Here is an 18,566-nt window from a genome sequence, read left to right as displayed (position 1 = left end):
GGGCTAGCCGCTCAGACCTTCTCGACCTTGACGGCGTGCGCCATCTCGTGCGGCAGGGTGACGTTCGCGCTGCCGGGTGCCGCGGGCGCCTTGCCGGGCGCGGCGGGCGCGCTGCCGGGTGCCGCGGGTGCCCTACCGGGTGCCGCCGCCGGCGCGCTACCGGCCGCCGCGGGTGCGCTACCGGCCGCGACCGGTGCCACCGGCGCCCTGACCGGCGCCGCCGCTCCGGTCTTGCCTCACTAGAACCGGGAGGGACCTGTCCCCTGACGGCACCGCAGAGTCCGCCCTCTGCGGTGCCGTCGAACAGGTTTTCGTGGACATTTAACGCCGCACTTCGTGTCGCCTCATAAATAACACCAGAAACACAAGTAACATCAGCTGGTGTCCCGCAGTCGCGCGCCAACGATGTTGCTTACGGCCATCGCGGCGACGGTCGTCATCGTCTCCTGGGTGGGCGACGCGACGCGCGACCGCCGGGCCTCGAATCCACCGCGAGCGCCCGAGACCCAGCTGGCCGAGCAGCCGCTGATCGGGCTCGGGGGTGGGGTCACCGTTCGCGAACTCACCCAGGACACACCGTTTTCGTTGGTGGCGCTCACCGGGGACCTCGCCGGGACGTCCACCCGGGTCCGCGCGAAGCGCCCCGACGGCTCCTGGGGCCCCTGGTATCAGACCGAGTACGAGACGGCGGCTCCCGACGCCGGGCCGAGCGGCGGGCCAACCGAGGGCCCGCGCAGCACGGACCCGGTCTTCGTCGGCACCACCACGACGGTCCAGATCGCGGTCACCCGTCCGATCGATGCGCCGACGACCCAACCACCCCCGCCGGCGAAGGTCGAGAACAACAACGACGGCCTGGGGTACAAGCCGGCGTCCAGGGAACAGCCCTACGCGGAGAACATCTCCGCGATCCTCATCTCCCCGCCGCGGGCGCCGGTCCACACGCAGTGGACGCCGCCGTCCGGGGTCCTGATGCCGGGGCAGGCGCCCCCCATCATCAGCCGGGCCGAGTGGGGCGCCGACGAGTCGCTGCGATGCGGTAGTCCGCAGTACGACAACGGGATTCGTGCCGCAGTCATCCACCACACCGCGGGCAGCAACGACTACTCGCCGCTGGAATCGGCCGGGATCGTCAAGGCGATCTACACCTACCACAGCAAGACCCTGGGCTGGTGCGACATCGCCTACAACGCGCTGGTCGACAAGTACGGCCAGGTGTTCGAGGGCAGCGCCGGGGGCCTGACCAAGGCCGTCGAGGCGTTCCACACCGGCGGCTTCAACCGCAACACCTGGGGCGTGGCGATGATCGGCAACTTCGATGACGTGCCCCCGACGCCGATCCAGCTGCGGACCGTGGGCCGGCTGCTCGGCTGGCGGCTGGGCATGGACGGCGTCGACCCCAAGGGCACGGTGGCGCTGGAGTCGGCCGGCAGCCACTACACCACCTTTCCGGCCGGCGCCGTCGCGAACCTGCCCACCATCTTCACCCACCGCGACGTCGGCAACACCGACTGTCCGGGCAACGCCGCCTATGCGCTGATGGACGAAATCCGGGATATCGCTTCGCATTTCAACGATCCACCGGAGGAACTGATCAACGCGCTCAAGGGCGGCGCCATTTACGAGCACTGGCTCGCGATGGGCGGCATGAACAGCGTCCTGGGCGCACCGACCTCGCCGGAAGACAGCGCCGAAGGCGACGCCCGCTTCGCCACCTTCGCCAAGGGCGCGATGTACTGGTCGCCCGAGACCGGCGCGGAGCCGGTGACGGGTGCCATCTACGACGCCTGGGCCTCGCTGAGCTACGAGCGGGGGCCGCTCGGACTGCCGACCAGCGCGGAAATACAAGAGCCACTGCGCATTACGCAGAACTTCCAGCACGGGGTCCTGAACTACGAGCGGCTTACCGGGAACATCACCGAGGTCGTCGACGGCATCACCACGCCGCTGTCGACCCAATCCCCGAGCGGTCCCGACGTCCCGTCCGAACACTTCTCGCTACCGACCCACCCGACGGCCACCTAAGACAGTTTGACTGCCATTCCGGGCCGGATGTGGGCTCCGTCACAGTAGGCTCGGCTTTGCCTGGCAATCACCCGGTTGGGACCGAGTCGAGGGGAGACGGCCATGTCGTTCGTGATCGCAGAACCGGAGCTGGTGACGGCCGCGGCCGACGACCTGGCCGGCATCCGCTCCTCCCTTGCCGAGGCCACAGCGACGGCGGCGGCGCCCACCACCGGGGTCACGACCGCCGCGGCCGACGAGGTGTCGGCGGCGATCTCGGAAGTGTTCAGGCGGGTCGGCCGGGAATTTCAGGCCCTCAGCGCCGAGGCGATGGCGTTCCAGGACGAGTTCGTCGGCCTGTTGAACGGTGGCGCGGCGGCCTACCTCGCCACCGATGTCGCCAACGCCGAGCGCGGCCTGCTCAGCGGCGTGAACGCCACCGGCGCGGCCGCCGCCTTGGTCCCGGGCGGCGCGTACGGGCAGCTGATCGCCACGACTTCGGCGAACCTGGACTCCGTCTTCGGCACGTGGGCCGCCGACCCGTTCCCGTTCCTGCGCCAGGTCATCGCCAACCAGATGGGCTACTGGCAGCAGATCGCGACGGCGATCGCCTACACCGCCCAGAACTTCCCGGCCGTATTGGCGAATTTGCCGGCGACCATCCAGGCCGCGATCCAGCAACTGCTGGCCTTCAACCCCGTTACGGCCCTGCAAGGGTTCGTCACCACGCAGATCGGATTCGCGCAGGAGTTCGCGACGAATCTCTACGCCGCGGCGACCGGCATCGTGACCGGCCTGCCCGCGTTCGGCGCGCAGCTCGAGGTGGCCCTGCGGGCCGTCCTCGCGGGCGATTACTTCGGCGCGGTGCAGGACGTGGCGCAGGCCTTCGCCAACCTCCTGGTGACCGGGGCCGACCCCGGCACCCCGGTGATCACCCTCACGGGTGGAAGCATCTTCCCGCCAGTCCTTCCCACGGTGAATGCCGTAGTGACTCCGACCCTGCTCGGTCCACTGGGGAATCTGTTCACGCTGGCCAACATTCCCGGGCAGGAGGCGCAGTACTTCACCAACCTGATGCCTCCCTCGATTCCCAGGCAGATGTCGCAGAACTTCACCAATGTGCTCAATGTGCTTACGATTCCGAGCATTTCGGCGACGGCTTCGTTACCGTTGGCAAGTCCCACTACAGGATCGCTGAGCGCGTTCTTCGGGTTGCCGTTGGTGATCACCTACGCGGCCGCGGGCGCGCCGCTCGCCACGCTCACCGGGCTCGCGACTAGCGCGACGGCGGTTCAGACGGCCCTGTTGGCCGGCGACCCCGTGGGAGCCCTGGGTGCGCTGGTAAATGCCCCGGCCGTGGTGGCCAACGGCTTCCTGAACGGCGAAACCATCGTGGACATGACGATCCCGGTGCCGATAAGCGTCACAGTGCCGATCATCGGCCCCATCAGCACCACCCTGCCGATCACTCTGCACCTGCCGTTTGACGGCATTCTGGTTCCGCCCCACCCCATTACGGCCACAGTAGATTTCAGCGGGTTCCCGGGTGGTGTGCCTCTACTCGTCACCATCTTCGGCACGCCGTTCATGGGGCTTGTCCCACTGATGGTCAACTACCTGCCCGAACAACTCGCGGCGGCGATCACCCCCGCGGGCTGACTAGAGCCACCAGCGTTCCAGCACCCGCCCCACCCCGTCGTCGCTGTTGGGCGCGGTCACCTCGTCGGCGGCGGCCAGCACGTCGGGATGGGCGTTGCCCATCGCCACACCGTGGCCCGCCCACCGCAGCATCGGGATGTCGTTGGGCATGTCGCCGAACGCCACTACGTCCTCGCTGGTGATCCCCTGCGGTTTGGCGACCTCCTCCACGCCGCTGGCCTTGCTGATCCCCAGCGGCACGATCTCGACCAGGCCGTTGTTGGTCGAATAGGTGATATCGCCTTCGATGCCAACATGTTTGGCGAGTTCGGCGGCCATGTCCGAACTGCGGGCGCCGGCCTTGCGGATCAGCAGCTTGATCGCCGGGGCGCTCAGCAGGTCGGCGATCGACACCTCGGTGTTGTCCGGGTTGAGCCACGCGTGCTCGTAACCCGGCGAGCTGATGAACTGGGGAGTCGCCGTGTCATGGGCACGCTCGCCGATCCGCTCGACGGCCAGCCCCGCGCCCGGGATGACGCGCGTCGCGAGCTCGGCCAGCTCAGCCAGCGCTTCGACGGACAGCATTCGCGACGACACCACCCGGTCGTTCGCGGGGTCGTAAAGCACGGCGCCGTTGGCGCACACCGCGATCGGCGCGAAGCCGAGCGCCTCCACCACGGGCCGTATCCAGCGCGGCGGCCGGCCGGTCGCCACGACGAACTGCGCCCCGGCGGCGACGGCGGCACGCACGGCGTCGCGGGTGCGCGGAGAAATTGTCTCGTTTTCGTCGAACAAGGTGCCGTCGACGTCGCAGGCGATCAGCGCCGGCAAGGTCATTGAGAGAATCCGCCTTCTCTCAGTGCAATCCGCTTTGGGTCTGCCCGGGCCGGGTCACACCGTCGGTGCCGGACCGCGCAATCCGCTCCTGCAGTTCGGCCAACCGGATCGCCCGGGAATCGTCCTGGTTCGGCGCGGCGCCGCCCAGGCGCCTCGGCACCCAGAACTCGCCCTCGGGGTGCGGATACTCCTCCTGCACGCGGTACAGCATCGCATTCATCACCTGACGCACCGCGGCGATGAGCTGCTCGGCGTTGCCCTGCGGCGGCAGCGGCCGCCCGGCGGCCACGGTGATCGGAACCTTGTTGCGGAACACCTTCTTCGGATGATCCTTGGGCCAGATCCGGTGCGCGCCCCAGACGATCATGGGAATGATCGGCACCCGAGCCTCCAGCGCCATCCGGGCCGCGCCCGACTTGAACTCCCGCAGTTCGTAGCTGCGGCTGATGGTGGCCTCGGGGTGGAGTCCGACGAGTTCGCCCTCCCGCAGCTTCTGCACCGCCACCGCGTAGGCTTCCTCCCCCTTCCGGCGGTCCACCGGAATGAGCTGGCAGTGCTTGATCACGAAGTTGACCGCCTTCACGTCCGCCATCTCGGCCTTGATCATGAAGCGCAGCCGTCGCTTGCGTTCGTGGGCGGCGAGCGAGGCGGGCATCCAGTCCAGGTAGCTGGTGTGGTTGAGCACGATCAAGGCGCCGCCCCGCGCCGGGATGTTCTCCAGGCCTTCGTAATTGAGCTTCGTCCCGTTCATCGCGGCGAATGCCGGAACCACCACCTCCGCGAGGCGGAAAAACGGCTCTGCCATGTTCCTCTCCTTCCCCCTAACGCGGCTGATGCGGGGTACGGTGGGCGGCCCCCTGAGCCGACCTTGCCGCCGCCTCGTCGGCCTCGATCTGCGCCGCCTCCGCCAGGGTCGGCGCGCCGCCGCCGAGCCGGCGCGGCACCCAGTACGCGCCGGCGGGGTGCGGATAGTGCTGCTGCGCCCGGTGCAGCAACGCCGTCATCGATTCGCGCAGCGCGGCGCTGGTGGACTCGATGTCCCCGGCGGCCCGCACCGGCGCACCCACCTGCACGCTGACCGGAAGCTTCTTGCGCCCGACGTTGCGCGGATGGTCCTTGGTCCAGATCCGATGCGCACCCCAGACGATCACCGGGACGATCGGCACGTTCGCCTCGGTGGCCATCCGGGCGGCGCCCGTCTTGAACTCCTTGAGCTCGAAGCTGCGGCTGATCGTGGCCTCCGGGTAGACACCGACCAGCTCACCCTCGCGCAGCCGCCGCACGGCCACCGCGTAGGCGTCCGCGCCGGCGCCGCGATCCACGGGAATGGTGCGGGTGTGCTTGATCAAGAAATTGACCACCTTCACCTGTTGCATCTCGGCTTTGATCATGAATCTAAGCCGACGGCGGCGGCGATGCACGGCTAATGCGGCAGGCAGAAAGTCGACGTAGCTGGTGTGGTTGATCGCGATCACGGCCCCACCGCGGTCGGGGATGTTCTCCTCGCCGGCGTAGGTGATCCGCGTGCCGGTGGCCAGCACGACGAGCTGGGCCAGGATCTCGAGGGTCCGAAAGGTCGGCTCCGCCATTTACTGCTCCGGCGGCCCCGCGGCCCGGGCGCGGCGGGCTGCCCGCGCGGCGGCCTCCTCGGCGTCCATGCGGGCCGCCTCAGCTAACGATGGGGCGCCGCCTCCAAGCCGGTGCGGCACCCAGAATTCCCCGGCCGGATGCGGTCCATACAGCTCTTGGGCCCGCTCCAGCAAATGTTGCATCCGCGAATGCAACAGCCCCTTCAATTCCTCGACGGCCAGCGTCGGTTCGATCGGTTCGCCGGCGAGCACCACGATCGGCACCTTCGGGCGCAGCAGCTTCTTGGGGTGTCCCTTGGTCCAGATCCGCTGCGCGCCCCACACGATGTGCGGGACGATCGGGACGCCCGCGTCGACCGCCATCCGGGCCGCCCCCGACTTGAACTCCTTGATTTCGAAGCTGCGGCTGATCGTGGCCTCGGGATACACGCCGACGAGCTCGCCGTCTTTGAGGTTCCTGACGGCGGCCTCGTAGGACGCGGCCCCGTCCTGCCGATCCACGGAGATGTGTCGCAGGCTGCGCATGATCGGCCCGGTGATCTTGTTGTCGAACACCTCCTGCTTGGCCATGAACCGCACCTTGCGCCCAAGGCCCTGCTTGTAGGCGGGCAAACCCGCGAAGGTGAAGTCCAGGTAGCCGGTGTGGTTGATCGCGATGACCGCACCGCCGGTCTTCGGCAAGTTCTCGACGCCCGCAACCGAGATCTTCAGACCCTGGATGCGCCAGACCAAGCGGGCGAGCTGGATGACAGTCCCGTATACCGGTTCCACAGCGCTTCAGCCTAGTGCTCCCGACTGTGAGCCGTCTCGGACGCGAACCAAGGCGCCGCTTCGCGCTAAGCTCGGGGGCTGATAAGCCGTCCACTCCCAACGTCCCTGAAAGGTATCAGTGCAGGTCACCAGCGTAGGCCACGCCGGATTCCTGATCGCGACCCACGCGGGCAACATCCTTTGCGACCCCTGGGTCAATCCGGCCTACTTCGCGTCCTGGTTCCCCTTCCCGGACAACAGCGCGCTGGACTGGGACCAGCTGGGCGCCTGCGACTACCTGTACGTCTCGCACCTGCACAAGGACCACTTCGACGCCAAGAACCTGCGCGAGCACGTCAACAAGGACGCGGTGGTGCTGCTGCCCGACTTCCCGGTCCCCGACCTGCGAAACGAATTGCAAAAGCTGGGGTTTCACCGGTTCTTCGAGACCACCGACTCGACCACGCACCGGATGAGCGGGCCCAAGGGCGACCTCGACATCATGATCATCGCCCTGCGCGCCCCGGCCGACGGGCCCATCGGCGATTCGGCGCTGGTCGTCTCCGACGGCGAGACAACGGTTTTCAACATGAACGACGCCCGGCCGGTGGACCTGGACGTGCTGGCCGCCGACTTCGGCCACGTCGACGTGCACCTGCTGCAGTACTCCGGGGCGATCTGGTACCCGATGGTCTACGACATGCCGGCCCGCGCCAAGGAGTCGTTCGGCGTCCAGAAGCGGCAGCGCCAGATGGACCGCGCCCGGCAGTACGTCGCACAGGTCGCGGCGACCTGGGTCGTGCCGTCGGCGGGGCCGCCGTGCTTTTTGGACCCCGAATTGCGCCACCTCAACGACGACCACGGCGATCCGGCCAACATCTTTCCCGACCAGATGGTCTTCCTGGAGCAGATGCGCGCGCACGGGCAGGACGGCGGCCTGCTGATGATGCCCGGGTCGACCGCGGACTTCACCGGGACGACGCTGAATTGGCTTCGCCACCCGTTGCCCGACGTCCAAGTCGAGGCCATCTTCACCACCGGCAAATCGGCCTACATCGCCGACTACGCCGACCGGATGGCCCCGGTGTTGGCCGCGGAGCGCGCGAGCTGGGCACCGGCCGCGGGCGAGCCGCTGCTGGACCAGCTGCGAGCGCTGTTCGAGCCGATCATGCTGCAAAGCGACGAGATCTGCGACGGTGTCGGCTATCCCGTCGAGCTCGTCATCGGCCCCGAGACGGTGGTCCTGGACTTCCCGAAACGGAGCGTGCGCGAACGGATTCCCGACGAGAAGGTCCGCTACGGTTTCGCCATCGCGCCCGAATTGGTGCGCACCGTGTTGCGCGATCACGAACCCGACTGGGTCAACACCATCTTCTTGTCCACCCGTTTCACCGCGTGGCGGGTGGGCGGTTACAACGAATACCTGTACACGTTCTTCAAGTGCCTGACCGACGAACGGATCGCCTACGCTGACGGCTGGTTCGCCGAAACCCACGACGACTCCGCGTCAATCACGATGGACGGCTGGGAGATTCAGCGTCGCTGCCCCCACCTCAAGGCCGACCTGTCCAAATTCGGTGTGATAGAGGACGACACGCTGACCTGCAACCTGCACGGGTGGCAGTGGCGGTTGGACGACGGCCGCTGCCTCACCGCGCGCGGGCACGAACTGCGAAGCACTCGGAAATGAACTCCAGTTACGACGACGGGCTGGTGCAGCTGGATCGAGCGGCGATCACGTTGCGCCGCTACCACTTTCCTTCCGGCACGTCCAAGGTCATCGCGCTGGACCGCATCGACGGGTACAAGGCCGAGGCGTTGGGCATGTTCGTGCAGCGCTTCCGCATCTGGGGCAGCTCCGACCTGCGCCGCTGGCTGCCCCTGGACGTGCAACGGCCGTTCAAGTCCACGTTGATCACCCTGGACGTCCCGGGGACCTGGCCCAGCCCGGCGTTCACGCCGGCGCGCCCGGACGAGTTCGTCGCGCTGCTGGACGAACTGCTGGGCGAGCGCGGCTAGCGGACCCTCAGCGGCCCTCTAGCGGCCCAGGTCGTCCAGTGCCGCCCGGGCGGCGTTGTAGCCGGGGATGAACGTGATACCCGGGCCGCCGTGGCACCCCGCGCCGCCCAGGTATAGCCCGTGGATCGGGATCGGTTGGCCGCGAAAGCCTTTCGGCCCGGGCCGGTTCGGCCCGATCTGGTCCGAACTCAACAGGCCGTGGCAGTAGTCGCCGCCCGGGGCGCCGAACATCACGCCCATGTGCCTGGGCGTGAACGTGGTGTGCCGGACGATGCTGCGCTCGAAGTTCGGCGCCAGCCGGGTGATCTTGTCGATGACCCGCTGGCCCATCTCGACCTTCGTCTGGCCGTAGTCCGCACCGCCCTCGATCGGGAACCACAGCGCGAACGCCGACGCGGCGTGCTTGCCCTCGGGCGCCAGGTCGGGATCGTTCTGCGAGGGGATCTGCAACACCACGGTCGGGTCGGCCGGCACGATGCCGCGCCGGGCGTCCTCCCACTGCTGCTGGACTTCCTCCGGGGTGCAGAACAGGCCGATCGAGGCCTGCATCGCCGGCTCGTTGAGCGCCTCGTAGGGCGCGGCGAACTCGGGGGCCTCGTCCAGCGCGAAGTGCATCTGCAGGTAGCTGCCGCGGTGGTCGATCCCCGCGTACCGCTCGCGGATGTCGGCGGGCAGCGCAGCGGGATCGACCATCTCGTTGAGCGTCACGTCCGGCGCGAGGTTCGAGACGACGGTCGGCGCCGTGAGGGTGTCCCCCGCCTCGGTGCGCACGCCGGTCACCCGCCCGTCGGCGACCAGGATCTCGGTCACCTTGGTGCGCAGCCGCACCTCGCCGCCCAGGCTTTCCAACAGCTCGGCCAGGTGCGCGGTGAGCGCGCCGATGCCGCCGCGCAGCTTCTTCATCTGCATGGTGTCCCCGTCGGGCACGCCGAGCCCGAAGGCCAGCGCCGCCGCGCTGCCCGGGGTGGACGGCCCGCGGTAGAGGGTGTTGACGGCCAGCACGGTCATCGAGCCGCGCAGCGCGCCGTGCTTCTCGCGGTCCGGCAGGTAGCGGTCCAGCACGTCGGTGACCGACCCGAACAGCATGTCGTCGATGGCCGAGCGCTCGAATTCGTTGGTGGCGCAGGCGTACATCTCGTCGAAGGTCTTGGGCTCGGTCCCCGCCTCGAACCGGCCCAGCGCCCGGGTGGGCGCCTGGCTCCAGGCCATCAGGCCGGCCATCCCGTTGACCGCGTCAGCGCCGTGCACCTCGTTGAGGTGGGTGAACAGCTTGATCGGGTCGCTGTACTGGATCAGCGGGTCATCACCCACGCCCCGCACCGCGACCGACATCACCTCCAGGTCGAGCGTCTCGAGGGCGTCGAGGCCCAATTCCTCGACGACCACGGACGCCGTCGGGAACTGCACCGAGCCGGCGATCTCGAATTGGTAGCCGTCGAAAAGCTCGACCGTGGAAGCCATCCCACCGGCGTACAGCTTGGCGTCCAGGCACACTGTTCGCAGCCCGGCCTTCTGCAGCAGCACCGCCGCGGCCAACCCGTTGTGTCCCGCGCCGATGACGATCGCGTCATACTCAGTCATGTTCCTGCCCTCCAGGAATGGAGGCTGGCACGGACGCGAAGTTTTGTCAATTATGACGAAACTGGTGTCAGGCCCCGGCGGCCCAGGCGTCGGTGATCCCGGCCCGCAGCGATTCGAGCGCGACGTGGGACACCCGGGCCAGCTCGCCCAGCGACCGATCCTCGCCGACCATCCAGAACTCCATCGCGCCGAACACCGCGGCCGCGATGCAGCGCGCGGTCACCGCGGCGCGCAGCCGGCCGTCCGACGTGGCGGCCGCGGCGCAGCTACGCCGGTGCAGCTGCTCCTGGATGGCGTTGGCGAAGTCGGCCTGCACTTCCTGGATGTGGCGGACGATGCGGCCGGGATCGATCTCGCCGCCCCGCAGCGCGGCGATCTTCGTCACGGCCTCAACGTCATACGGGAACGAGAAGACGGCCGCTTGCACGGAATCGATGATCGGTTCGTCGGCGGGACGGGCGTCCAGCGCGGCGCGAAACCAGTTCAAACCGGTGTAGTCGGCAAACAGCAGGTCGTGCTTGGACTGGAAGTGGCGATAGAAAGTCCGCAGCGACACCCCGGCGTCCGCCGCGATCTGCTCGGCCGACGTCTCCTCGACGCCCTGGGCGAGGAACCGCACCAGGGCGGCCTGTATCAGCGCCTCCCGGGTGCGTTCGCTGCGCGCCGTCTGCGCGGGCCTGACCATGCTCAGTAAGGTACCCCAGTATTTGTGTGTCAATATTGACAAAACTTCGAGATGCGGGTGACACTTCGCCCATGATCTGGCTATACATTCACGCAATCCTCGGGATCGCCGTCATCGGCTGGATTATCGCGTCGAACCCGAAGATCTACGCCAAACCCGCGGACGGACCGTGGTTCTCGCCGCTGGAACTCGTGTACTACGCCGCGGGCATCGCCTCGATCGCGCTGGGCTGGTACTTCAACATCCGCTTCGTGCTCGCCGCGCACGGCGAGGGCAGCATCGTCTCGGGGCCGGCCAGTTACCCCCACTTCCTGGCGCAGCAGTTCGGCAACCCGGCCGCCGGTTCGGGCAGCCAGGACTACATCATCTCGAATGTCATTCTGCTGCCGGTGTTTACGATCGTCGATGGCTACCGGCGCGGCGTCCGGCGTCCGTGGCTGTTCTTCCTGGCCAGCTTCTTCACCAGCTTTTCCTTCCCGCTGGCCTGGTACTTCGCCACCATGGAGCGGATGCGCCGCCACGAGCGCGCCCGTGAGCCGGTGAACGCCTGATTCAGCGCGTCACCTCGGCCCACCGCTGCGCCCACCGCTCCAGCGGGGTCAGCGCCTTGCCGAGGGAGCGACCCTCCTCGCTCAGTTCGTAGCCCTGGTCGTCGCGCTGGACGACGAGGCCCGCGCCGGTCAGCTCGCCGAGGCGGTCGTAGAGAACGCTGGGCGACATGCCGTCGCAGCGGTCGCGGAGCGCCCGGGCCCCGAGCGGGCCGTCCCGAAGCTCCCACAGGATCCGCAGCGACCAGCGCCGGCCGAGCAGGTCGAGGGCGGCCATCAGTGGCCGTCCCGTCGTCGACCCGCGCACCGGTGCGCCCGGGCGCACCGCCGATTGACGTTTCGTTTTCCGTAACGTAGTTTCGTCCTTCATGGTTACGGAAATAGTAACGCCCCGGATCGGCGCGCTCGAACCGCCCCACGAGCCGGCGGTGGCCGCGCAGCTGGACAAGATGATGCCCCCGGGCGTGCCCCCGATCGCGTTGTTCCGCACCGTGGTGCGGAACCTGCCCATGGCCGAGGCCATGACGCTGTGGGGCAGTTACGAGCTGTCCCGCGCGCTGTCGCTATCCCTTCGCGACCGCGAGGTCGTCATCGACCGCACCTGCGCGCGTTGCGGGTGCGAGTACGAATGGGGCGTGCACGTGGTCTTTTTCGCCGAGCGGGCGGGTTTCGATCAGGACCAGGTCCGCTCCCTGACCCATGGCGGCTCCGACGACCCGTGCTGGGCCGACGAGCGCGATCGGCTGTTGATTCGCGCGGTCGACGCGCTGTGCGACCACCGCGACATCGGCGACGCCCTATGGGCGGCGCTGCGCGACGAGTTCGACGAATCCGAGATCCTCGACCTCACCATGCTGTGCGGCTGGTATCACGCGATCAGCTTCACCGCGCGGGCCGCTCGCGTCCCGCTGGAGGCGGGCAGCCCTACCTTCGCCGGCATGAAGCCCTAGGGCGCCAAAAGTTCGGTGCCCACGAATGGCACCAGCGCCGCCGGCACCCGCACGCTGCCGTCGGGCCGCTGGTGGTTCTCCAGGATCGCAACCAGCCACCGGGTGGTGCCGAGCGTGCCGTTGAGCGTGGCCGCGATCTGCGGCTTGCCGTTGCCGTCGCGGTAGCGCGTCGCCAGCCGGCGCGCCTGAAACGTGGTGCAGTTCGACGTCGACGTCAGCTCCCGGTAGGTCCCCTGCGTGGGAACCCATGCCTCGCAGTCGAATTTACGCGCGGCCGACGAGCCGAGGTCACCCGCGGCCACGTCGATCACCCGGTACGGCACCTCGATCAGGGCGAGCATCTCGCGTTGCCAGCCCAACAGCCGCTGGTGTTCGGCCTCGGCGTCGGCGGGCGCGCAATAGACGAACCCCTCCACCTTGTCGAACTGGTGCACCCGGATGATGCCGCGGGTGTCCTTGCCATAGCTACCGGCCTCCCGCCGGAAGCACGACGACCAGCCCGCGTAGCGCCGGGGCCCGCCGGACAGGTCCAGGATCTCGTCGGAGTGGTAGCCGGCCAGCGGCACCTCGGACGTCCCCACGAGGTAAAGGTCGTCGGCCTCGACCCGGTACACCTCGTCGGCGTGGGCGCCCAGGAACCCGGTGCCGGCCATCACCTCCGGGCGCACCAGCACCGGCGGGATCATCGGGATGAAGCCGTTCTCGACGGCCAGCCGCAGCGCCAGCTGCAGCAGGCCCAGCTGCAGCAGGGCGCCCCGGCCGGTCAGGAAGTAGAACCGCGAGCCGGCCACCTTGGCGCCGCGCTGCATGTCGATCAGGCCGAGCGACTCGCCGAGTTCCAAATGGTCCCTTGGGTTTTCGATCGCCGCCGGCTCGCCGACCACGTCCAGGACTCGGTAGTCGTCCTCGCCGCCGGCGGGCACCCCGGCGACGACGACGTTCGAGATCGCCATGTGTGCCGCGGTGAACGCCGCCTCGGCGTCCGCCTGCGCGGCTTCGGCGGCCTTCACCTGCTCGGCGAGCTCCTTGGCGCGCGCCAGCTTGGCCGGGCGTTCCTCGGCCGTCGCCGCGCCCACGCTCTTGCTGGCCGCCTTCTGTTCGGCGCGCAGGCCGTCGGCGGCCGAAATCGCCGAGCGACGCTCGGCGTCGGCGGCCAGCAGGGCGTCCACGAGCGCCGGGTCTTCGCCACGGCTGACTTGCGAACGGCGCACGGCGTCGGGGTCTTCCCGGAGCAGCTTCAGGTCGATCACGGCCCCGACACTACTTTTGCGGCCCCGGCGCGGCGGCACAGCGTCCCACCAACGAACGCCCCACATACCACATCTGCAACTTTTGTCACGTCACTCATGTGGCCCTGTCAGAATGGAGCCGATGTCGCAAGCCCCGGAGAAGGAAGTTTCGGAAGCCAGCAGCCCCGCCGGCTCCCGCGACGACGCAGCGCAACAACCGCCGGACGGCTTCCCATGGCCGCGCGGGTTGCAGGCGACCGCGACCCGGCGGGCGCTGTTGCTCACCGCGCTCGGCGGCCTGCTGATCGCCGGGCTGGTCACCGCGATTCCGGTCGGCGGCGGGCCCGGGCGGTTGGCCGGCTACATCGACCCGGTGCCCAGCACCGGCACCAAGAGCGACGCCGCGTTCAGCCGCGCCAAGGCCGGCGACTGCCTGATGTGGCCGGACGCCACCCCCGAGTCCGCGAGCGTCGTCAAGTGCACCGAGAATCACAAGTTCGAGGTCGCCGAGTCCGTCGACATGCGAACCTTCCCCGGCTCGGAGTACGGGCCCAGCGCCGCGCCCCCGTCGCCGGCCCGGATCCAGCAGATGACCCAGGAACAATGCGAGCCGGCGGTCCACAATTACCTGGGCGCCAAGTTCGATCCCAACAGCAAGTTCATGGTCAGCCTGCTGTGGGCCGGCGACCGAGCCTGGCGCCAGTCGGGTGACCGCCGCATGCTGTGCGGGCTGCAGCTACCCGGCGGCAACAACCAGCAGCAGGCGTTCAAGGGCAAGGTCGCCGATATCGACCAGTCCAAGGTCTGGCCGACCGGCACCTGCCTGGGCATCGACCCCGCGATCAACCAGCCCACGGACGTCCCGGTCGACTGCGCGACCCCGCACGCGATGGAGGTCACCGGCACGGTGAACCTGGCCGAGAAGTTTCCCGGCCCGCTGCCCGCCGAGCCCGACCAGGACGGGTTCATCAAGGACTCGTGCACCAAGATGACGGACGCCTACCTGGCCCCGACCAAATTGCGCACCACCACGCTGACCCTGATCTACCCGACGGTGTCGCTGCCGAGTTGGTCGGCGGGCAGCCGCGAGGTCGCGTGCAGCATCGGTGCCACGCTGGGTAACGGCGGCTGGGCCACGCTGGTGAACAGCGCCAAGGGCCAGCTGCTGATCAACGGTCAGGCGCCGATCGCCCCGCCCGACATTCCCGAGGAGCGGCTCACGATGCCGCCGATCCCGATTCAGGCGCCAAGCCAGCCCACCCAGGCCAGCACCGCGCCCGACGCGATACCGCCGAACAATCAGCACCTGCCCGGGCAGCAGCCGGTCGCGACGCAACCCCAGGCGCCCGCAACCCAGGCACCGGCCACGCAACCGCCGCAAGACGTCCCACCCCCCGCGGACGGCGGGGCGCCGCCCCCGCCCCCGGCGCCGGAGGCACCGCCGCCACCGCCGGCCGAACCGGCACCGGCCCCAGCCCCAGCCCCGGCGGGCTAGCCGCGTGCCCGTGCGGATGGATCCGCGCCGGTTCGACGAGCTGGTCTCCGATGCGCTCGACCTGATCCCGCCCCAATTGGCCGCCGGGATGGACAACGTCGTCGTGCTCGTCGAGGGCCGCCACCCGGAGGACGCCGAACTGCTCGGGTTGTACGAAGGGGTGGCGCTGACCGAGCGCGACTCCGATTACGCCGGCTCGCTGCCGGACGCCATCACGATCTACCGCGAGGCGCTGCTGGACGTCTGCGACTCCGACGACGATGTCGTCCAGGAGGTGGCGATCACGGTGATCCACGAAATCGCCCACCACTTCGGCATCGACGACGACCGGCTGGAAGAACTGGGCTGGGCCTGACGATTCCTGGGCGCGGCAACACCACTTTGTCCGGGCCGGGTGCTATGAACGGCTCATGAGCGCGAAGTGCCGCGAATGCCGGGCGGGGCTAGATCACTGCCACGGCACCATCATTCGCCATTCGTTGCGCCGGTGGGAGTGCACCGAGCCGGACTGCGACAGCCCCGAGCTGCTGGTGCACACGTTCGTGATCGACTGCGACGCTGTCGGCTGCGACTGCACGGAAGAGTCGTCAGCCCATCGGATCGGTGCTTGAGCCCACCGCGTCGGCGACCGGGCTCGCGTCGGCCTGCGGGTAGAACGGCGGCGTCAGGGACCCCCAGCGCAGGCAACTCCACCGCCCGTCGGTGATCGGGGCCAACACCACCGAATCGGCGTTCTCGAGGTGGTGGTCCAGCGCGAAATTGCCGTCCACTCCGGCCAGGACCGCGGAGGCCAGCCGGATCGCCGCGCCGTGGCTGACGACGACGATGTCGCCGTTCCAGTCGTCGTCGTCGAGGTAGCGCATCCGCAGCTCGGTGAGCACCGGCACGTAGCGGTCCAGTACGTCGTTGCCGGTCTCCCCGCCCGGCAGGGGCACGTCGAGGTCGCCGCGATGCCACCGCTCGTAGATCGCGTTGAATTCCGCGACCGCGTCGTCGTCGCTGCGGTCTTCCAGCTTCCCGACCTGCACCTCGTGGATGCCGGTGAATTCCAGGGCGCCCAACGCGAGTTCCGCGCCGATCACCTCGGCCGTCTGCGACGCCCTGGTGGCCACGGAGTGCGCGAGCATCGCCGGGCGCCCCGAACCGCGGGCGAACGCGCGGGCCTGGTCACGGCCCAACGGCGTCAGTTCCGCCCCGGGCGGCCGGGTGTCGAGCCGGCGCTCGACGTTGCCGTAGGACTGCCCGTGCCGCAACAGCACCAAGCGACCGCTCATCGCTGAGACCCCCCGGGCTTGCCTTCGCGCAGTCGCGCCAGCCAGCGCGCCGCCTCGTCCGCCTCCGGCGGCACCACTCCCGCGCCCGATCCCGTCGGCCAAGAACCCAAGTACCTCACATCTGCACAACGTCGGTGCAGCGCCTTGAGTGCCTCGGCGACCGCGCCGTCGTCGATGTGGCCGACACAGTCGGCGAAGAACAGGTAGGTTCCGAGTTCCGTTCGGGTCGGCCGGGATTCGATCCGGGTCAGGTCGATGCCGCGGATGCCGAACTCGGCCAGCGCGGACAACAGCGCGCCCGGCACGTTGTCGATGCGCAACACGACCGACGTTCGATCCGCGCCGGTGCGCGCCGGCGGCGGCCCGGGCAGCCCGATCAGCACGAAACGGGTGCGGGCGTTCGGCTCGTCGACGACGCCGTCGGCCAGCGCCTGCAGCCCCCAATGCTCGGCGGCCAGCGGCGAGGTCACCGCGGCGTCGGCCTGACCCTCGGCCGCCTGACGCGCCGCGTCGGCGTTGGAGTACGCCGGCCGCAGCTCCACCCCCGGCAGATGCGCGGCCAGCCACTGCCGCACCTGCGCCACCGCCACCGGGAACGCCGCCAGCGTGCGGACGCCGGCCGCGTCGAGGCCGGCCTTGACGACGATGCTGAAGGCCACGTCCAGCGTGGTCTCGGCGAACACCTGCAGGGGCGAGCCGATCGCCAGGCTGTCCAGCGTCGGTATCACCGACCCGTCGATCGAGTTCTCGATCGGCACGCACGCGTAATCGGCGTCCCCGTCGCGGACCGCGTTGAGCGCCGCCGGCGTGCTCTCGATCGGCATCATGCGCACGGCGCCCGGGCCCTGCCCGGGAACCAGGCCGGCGGTCGTGATTTGCAGCAGCGCCGCCTCCGTGAAGGTCCCTTCCGGACCGAGGTATGCGATGCGGACCACGCCCCAACCCTAACGGCGGTCCATGTCAAACGGGCCTTGCGACGTGATGGGTCGTAAGTTAACTTAGGCTTACCTAATTCACTGCTGAGGAGAACGATGGCCCCGCCGCGCTGCCCCACCCCGACGACCGCAGAACGCATCCGCAGCGCCTGTGCGCGCGCCGGGGGCGCCCTGCTCGCCTTGGAGACGGGGGAAGCGCGGAGGGGTCCGATCGCCACGCCGGTGCACCACCTGCTGGCCGACGGGTCCTTCGCGGTCGCGCTCCCCGTCGAGCACGAAGCGGGTGGCCCGGTCGCCGGATCGCAAGCGCTGCTGGAGCTGACGGACTACGCGCCGCTTCCGGTGCGCGAACCCGTCCGTTCGCTGGTGTGGGTGCGCGGCCGCCTGCAGGCGGTCCCGGACGACGCGGTGACCGACACGCTGGACATGATCGCCGCAGAGGACCCGAATCCGGCGTTGTTGCAGGTCGACACCCCGCGGTCGGTCGCGTGCGCGGGCGAGCTTCGGTATCGGCTGCTGCGGCTGGAGATCGACTCCGTCGTCGTCACCGATGCCACCGGGGCCGAGCCGGTCACCGTGGCGGATCTGCTCGCCGCCCGTCCCGACCCCTTCTGCGAGATCGAGTCGAGCCTGCTGTGGCACCTCGACACCGCCCACAACGACGTGGTGGCGCGACTGGTGTCGAAGCTGCCGTCGCCCCTGCGCCGCGGGCAGGTTCGCCCGCTCGGGCTCGACCGATACGGCGTGCGGTTCCGCATCGAGGGCCGCGACGGCGACCACGACGTCCGGCTGCCGTTCCACAAACCCGTCGACGACATGACGGGGCTGCGCCAGGCCATCCGGGTGCTGATGGGGTGCCCGTTCGTCAATGGGCTGCGGGCCCGCCGGTAATCCCTGCACGTACGTTATCGGGGTGAACGGCGACCGATCACCCCGTCGGCCGGTGCCGCGCCGACCCGAGCCGCCGCAGGCGAGGCGCCGGGCGACCGGCCCCGCGCCGCGGGGGGCCGAGGCCCCGCCGACGACGGCGCC

General features: G+C 69.2%; 20 protein-coding genes and 1 pseudogene. 11 read left to right on the top strand and 10 right to left on the bottom strand.

Features of this window, described 5'->3' with window-relative positions; all coding sequences use genetic code 11:
- The 3 genes from A5655_RS28840 to A5655_RS18235 all read left to right on the top strand — a co-directional run.
- A partial coding sequence (locus A5655_RS28840; RefSeq protein ID WP_231999199.1) for a hypothetical protein occupies window positions 1-243 on the top strand: 243 nt, incomplete at its 5' end.
- Window positions 244-378: 135 nt separating this feature from the next.
- A complete protein-coding gene (locus A5655_RS18240) occupies window positions 379-2,025 on the top strand; it encodes an LGFP repeat-containing protein (protein ID WP_197508734.1) in 1,647 nt (548 codons plus the stop codon).
- Window positions 2,026-2,127: 102 nt separating this feature from the next.
- Window positions 2,128-3,663 (top strand): PE family protein, encoded by a 1,536-nt coding sequence (locus A5655_RS18235; RefSeq protein ID WP_067012322.1) that lies wholly within the window; start codon window positions 2,128-2,130, stop codon window positions 3,661-3,663.
- Here the strand turns inward: A5655_RS18235 and A5655_RS18230 are convergent, their stop codons facing one another.
- The 4 genes from A5655_RS18230 to A5655_RS18215 are packed head-to-tail and all read right to left on the bottom strand — an operon-like array spanning window position 3,664 to window position 6,839.
- Entirely contained in the window at window positions 3,664-4,479 is an 816-nt protein-coding gene (locus A5655_RS18230; protein WP_067012320.1) for a Cof-type HAD-IIB family hydrolase, read from the bottom strand.
- Between the two features lie 19 nt (window positions 4,480-4,498).
- The gene (locus tag A5655_RS18225; RefSeq protein ID WP_067012317.1) at window positions 4,499-5,284 is read right to left on the bottom strand and encodes a 1-acyl-sn-glycerol-3-phosphate acyltransferase; all 786 of its coding nucleotides are present in this window, start codon (window positions 5,282-5,284) and stop codon (window positions 4,499-4,501) included.
- Window positions 5,285-5,300: 16 nt separating this feature from the next.
- Window positions 5,301-6,068 (bottom strand): 1-acyl-sn-glycerol-3-phosphate acyltransferase, encoded by a 768-nt coding sequence (locus tag A5655_RS18220; RefSeq protein ID WP_067012315.1) that lies wholly within the window; start codon window positions 6,066-6,068, stop codon window positions 5,301-5,303.
- On the bottom strand, window positions 6,069-6,839 hold the full coding sequence (locus A5655_RS18215) for a 1-acyl-sn-glycerol-3-phosphate acyltransferase (RefSeq protein WP_067012313.1): 771 nt from the start codon (window positions 6,837-6,839) through the stop codon (window positions 6,069-6,071).
- Between the two features lie 118 nt (window positions 6,840-6,957).
- Between A5655_RS18215 and A5655_RS18210 the strand changes: the two genes are divergently transcribed.
- Together A5655_RS18210 and A5655_RS18205 are read left to right on the top strand one after the other, a co-directional pair.
- On the top strand, window positions 6,958-8,508 hold the full coding sequence (locus tag A5655_RS18210) for an MBL fold metallo-hydrolase (protein WP_067012311.1): 1,551 nt from the start codon (window positions 6,958-6,960) through the stop codon (window positions 8,506-8,508).
- Complete coding sequence (locus A5655_RS18205; RefSeq protein WP_067012309.1) at window positions 8,505-8,837, top strand: hypothetical protein; 333 nt, start codon at window positions 8,505-8,507, stop codon at window positions 8,835-8,837. Before A5655_RS18210 ends, A5655_RS18205 begins: the two co-directional genes overlap by 4 nt.
- A gap of 18 nt (window positions 8,838-8,855) precedes the next feature.
- Here A5655_RS18205 and A5655_RS18200 read toward each other — a convergent pair whose 3' ends face one another.
- Window positions 8,856-10,418, bottom strand: a complete 1,563-nt coding sequence (locus A5655_RS18200; protein ID WP_067012307.1) for an NAD(P)/FAD-dependent oxidoreductase — start codon at window positions 10,416-10,418, stop codon at window positions 8,856-8,858.
- A 67-nt stretch (window positions 10,419-10,485) separates the two neighbouring features.
- Window positions 10,486-11,103 carry a TetR/AcrR family transcriptional regulator gene (locus tag A5655_RS18195; protein WP_067012305.1) on the bottom strand — a complete coding sequence of 206 codons (618 nt, stop codon included), beginning with the start codon at window positions 11,101-11,103 and terminating at the stop codon, window positions 10,486-10,488.
- A 71-nt stretch (window positions 11,104-11,174) separates the two neighbouring features.
- Here A5655_RS18195 and A5655_RS18190 point away from each other — a divergent pair, with 71 nt between their 5' ends.
- Window positions 11,175-11,654 carry a DUF2834 domain-containing protein gene (locus tag A5655_RS18190; RefSeq protein ID WP_067012303.1) on the top strand — a complete coding sequence of 160 codons (480 nt, stop codon included), beginning with the start codon at window positions 11,175-11,177 and terminating at the stop codon, window positions 11,652-11,654.
- A 1-nt stretch (window position 11,655) separates the two neighbouring features.
- Here the strand turns inward: A5655_RS18190 and A5655_RS18185 are convergent, their stop codons facing one another.
- On the bottom strand, window positions 11,656-12,021 hold the full coding sequence (locus A5655_RS18185) for a helix-turn-helix domain-containing protein (protein WP_082978732.1): 366 nt from the start codon (window positions 12,019-12,021) through the stop codon (window positions 11,656-11,658).
- Here A5655_RS18185 and A5655_RS18180 point away from each other — a divergent pair.
- Complete coding sequence (locus A5655_RS18180) at window positions 12,020-12,601, top strand: carboxymuconolactone decarboxylase family protein (protein ID WP_067012299.1); 582 nt, start codon at window positions 12,020-12,022, stop codon at window positions 12,599-12,601. The genes A5655_RS18185 and A5655_RS18180 overlap by 2 nt on opposite strands.
- Here A5655_RS18180 and serS read toward each other — a convergent pair.
- A complete protein-coding gene (serS, locus tag A5655_RS18175) occupies window positions 12,598-13,851 on the bottom strand; it encodes a serine--tRNA ligase (protein ID WP_067012298.1) in 1,254 nt (417 codons plus the stop codon). The two genes, A5655_RS18180 and serS, sit on opposite strands and share 4 nt — an antisense overlap.
- Before the next feature lie 112 nt (window positions 13,852-13,963).
- Here serS and A5655_RS18170 point away from each other — a divergent pair, with 112 nt between their 5' ends.
- From A5655_RS18170 to A5655_RS28835, 3 genes and pseudogenes are all read left to right on the top strand, one after another.
- Window positions 13,964-15,325, top strand: coding sequence for a septum formation family protein (locus A5655_RS18170; protein ID WP_067012296.1), 1,362 nt, complete (start codon window positions 13,964-13,966; stop codon window positions 15,323-15,325).
- Window positions 15,326-15,329: 4 nt separating this feature from the next.
- Window positions 15,330-15,739, top strand: a pseudogene (locus A5655_RS18165) (metallopeptidase family protein).
- Window positions 15,736-15,936: a hypothetical protein gene (locus A5655_RS28835; protein WP_082978731.1), complete on the top strand. Its 201-nt coding sequence runs from the start codon at window positions 15,736-15,738 to the stop codon at window positions 15,934-15,936. Before A5655_RS18165 ends, A5655_RS28835 begins: the two are co-directional and overlap by 4 nt.
- Here A5655_RS28835 and A5655_RS18160 read toward each other — a convergent pair.
- Together A5655_RS18160 and pheA are read right to left on the bottom strand one after the other, a co-directional pair.
- Complete coding sequence (locus tag A5655_RS18160; RefSeq protein ID WP_067012292.1) at window positions 15,913-16,599, bottom strand: histidine phosphatase family protein; 687 nt, start codon at window positions 16,597-16,599, stop codon at window positions 15,913-15,915. The two genes, A5655_RS28835 and A5655_RS18160, sit on opposite strands and share 24 nt — an antisense overlap.
- Entirely contained in the window at window positions 16,596-17,534 is a 939-nt protein-coding gene (gene pheA, locus A5655_RS18155; RefSeq protein ID WP_067012290.1) for a prephenate dehydratase, read from the bottom strand. The genes A5655_RS18160 and pheA overlap by 4 nt, the downstream gene beginning before the upstream one ends.
- A 96-nt stretch (window positions 17,535-17,630) precedes the next feature.
- Here pheA and A5655_RS18150 point away from each other — a divergent pair, with 96 nt between their 5' ends.
- The gene (locus tag A5655_RS18150; protein WP_067012288.1) at window positions 17,631-18,425 is read left to right on the top strand and encodes a DUF2470 domain-containing protein; all 795 of its coding nucleotides are present in this window, start codon (window positions 17,631-17,633) and stop codon (window positions 18,423-18,425) included.
- Window positions 18,426-18,566 lie beyond the last annotated feature (141 nt).

It is taken from the genome of Mycobacterium sp. 1081908.1, from assembly GCF_001673535.1.
Taxonomy (GTDB): Bacteria; Actinomycetota; Actinomycetes; order Mycobacteriales; family Mycobacteriaceae; genus Mycobacterium.
Note: the sequence above shows the minus strand (reverse complement) of the source record. Positions and strands in the feature narration are given on the sequence as shown.

Coding starts and splice junctions, on each gene's coding strand:
- A5655_RS18230 (WP_067012320.1), bottom strand. CDS start 4,479: ATGACCTTGCCGGCGCTGATCGCCTGCGACGTCGACGGCACCTTGTTC.
- A5655_RS18170 (WP_067012296.1), top strand. CDS start 13,964: ATGGAGCCGATGTCGCAAGCCCCGGAGAAGGAAGTTTCGGAAGCCAGC.
- A5655_RS18185 (WP_082978732.1), bottom strand. CDS start 12,021: ATGAAGGACGAAACTACGTTACGGAAAACGAAACGTCAATCGGCGGTG.
- A5655_RS18195 (WP_067012305.1), bottom strand. CDS start 11,103: ATGGTCAGGCCCGCGCAGACGGCGCGCAGCGAACGCACCCGGGAGGCG.
- A5655_RS18225 (WP_067012317.1), bottom strand. CDS start 5,284: ATGGCAGAGCCGTTTTTCCGCCTCGCGGAGGTGGTGGTTCCGGCATTC.
- A5655_RS18205 (WP_067012309.1), top strand. CDS start 8,505: ATGAACTCCAGTTACGACGACGGGCTGGTGCAGCTGGATCGAGCGGCG.
- A5655_RS18220 (WP_067012315.1), bottom strand. CDS start 6,068: ATGGCGGAGCCGACCTTTCGGACCCTCGAGATCCTGGCCCAGCTCGTC.
- A5655_RS28835 (WP_082978731.1), top strand. CDS start 15,736: ATGAGCGCGAAGTGCCGCGAATGCCGGGCGGGGCTAGATCACTGCCAC.
- A5655_RS18150 (WP_067012288.1), top strand. CDS start 17,631: ATGGCCCCGCCGCGCTGCCCCACCCCGACGACCGCAGAACGCATCCGC.
- A5655_RS18235 (WP_067012322.1), top strand. CDS start 2,128: ATGTCGTTCGTGATCGCAGAACCGGAGCTGGTGACGGCCGCGGCCGAC.
- A5655_RS18190 (WP_067012303.1), top strand. CDS start 11,175: ATGATCTGGCTATACATTCACGCAATCCTCGGGATCGCCGTCATCGGC.
- A5655_RS18200 (WP_067012307.1), bottom strand. CDS start 10,418: ATGACTGAGTATGACGCGATCGTCATCGGCGCGGGACACAACGGGTTG.
- A5655_RS18160 (WP_067012292.1), bottom strand. CDS start 16,599: ATGAGCGGTCGCTTGGTGCTGTTGCGGCACGGGCAGTCCTACGGCAAC.
- A5655_RS18180 (WP_067012299.1), top strand. CDS start 12,020: ATGGTTACGGAAATAGTAACGCCCCGGATCGGCGCGCTCGAACCGCCC.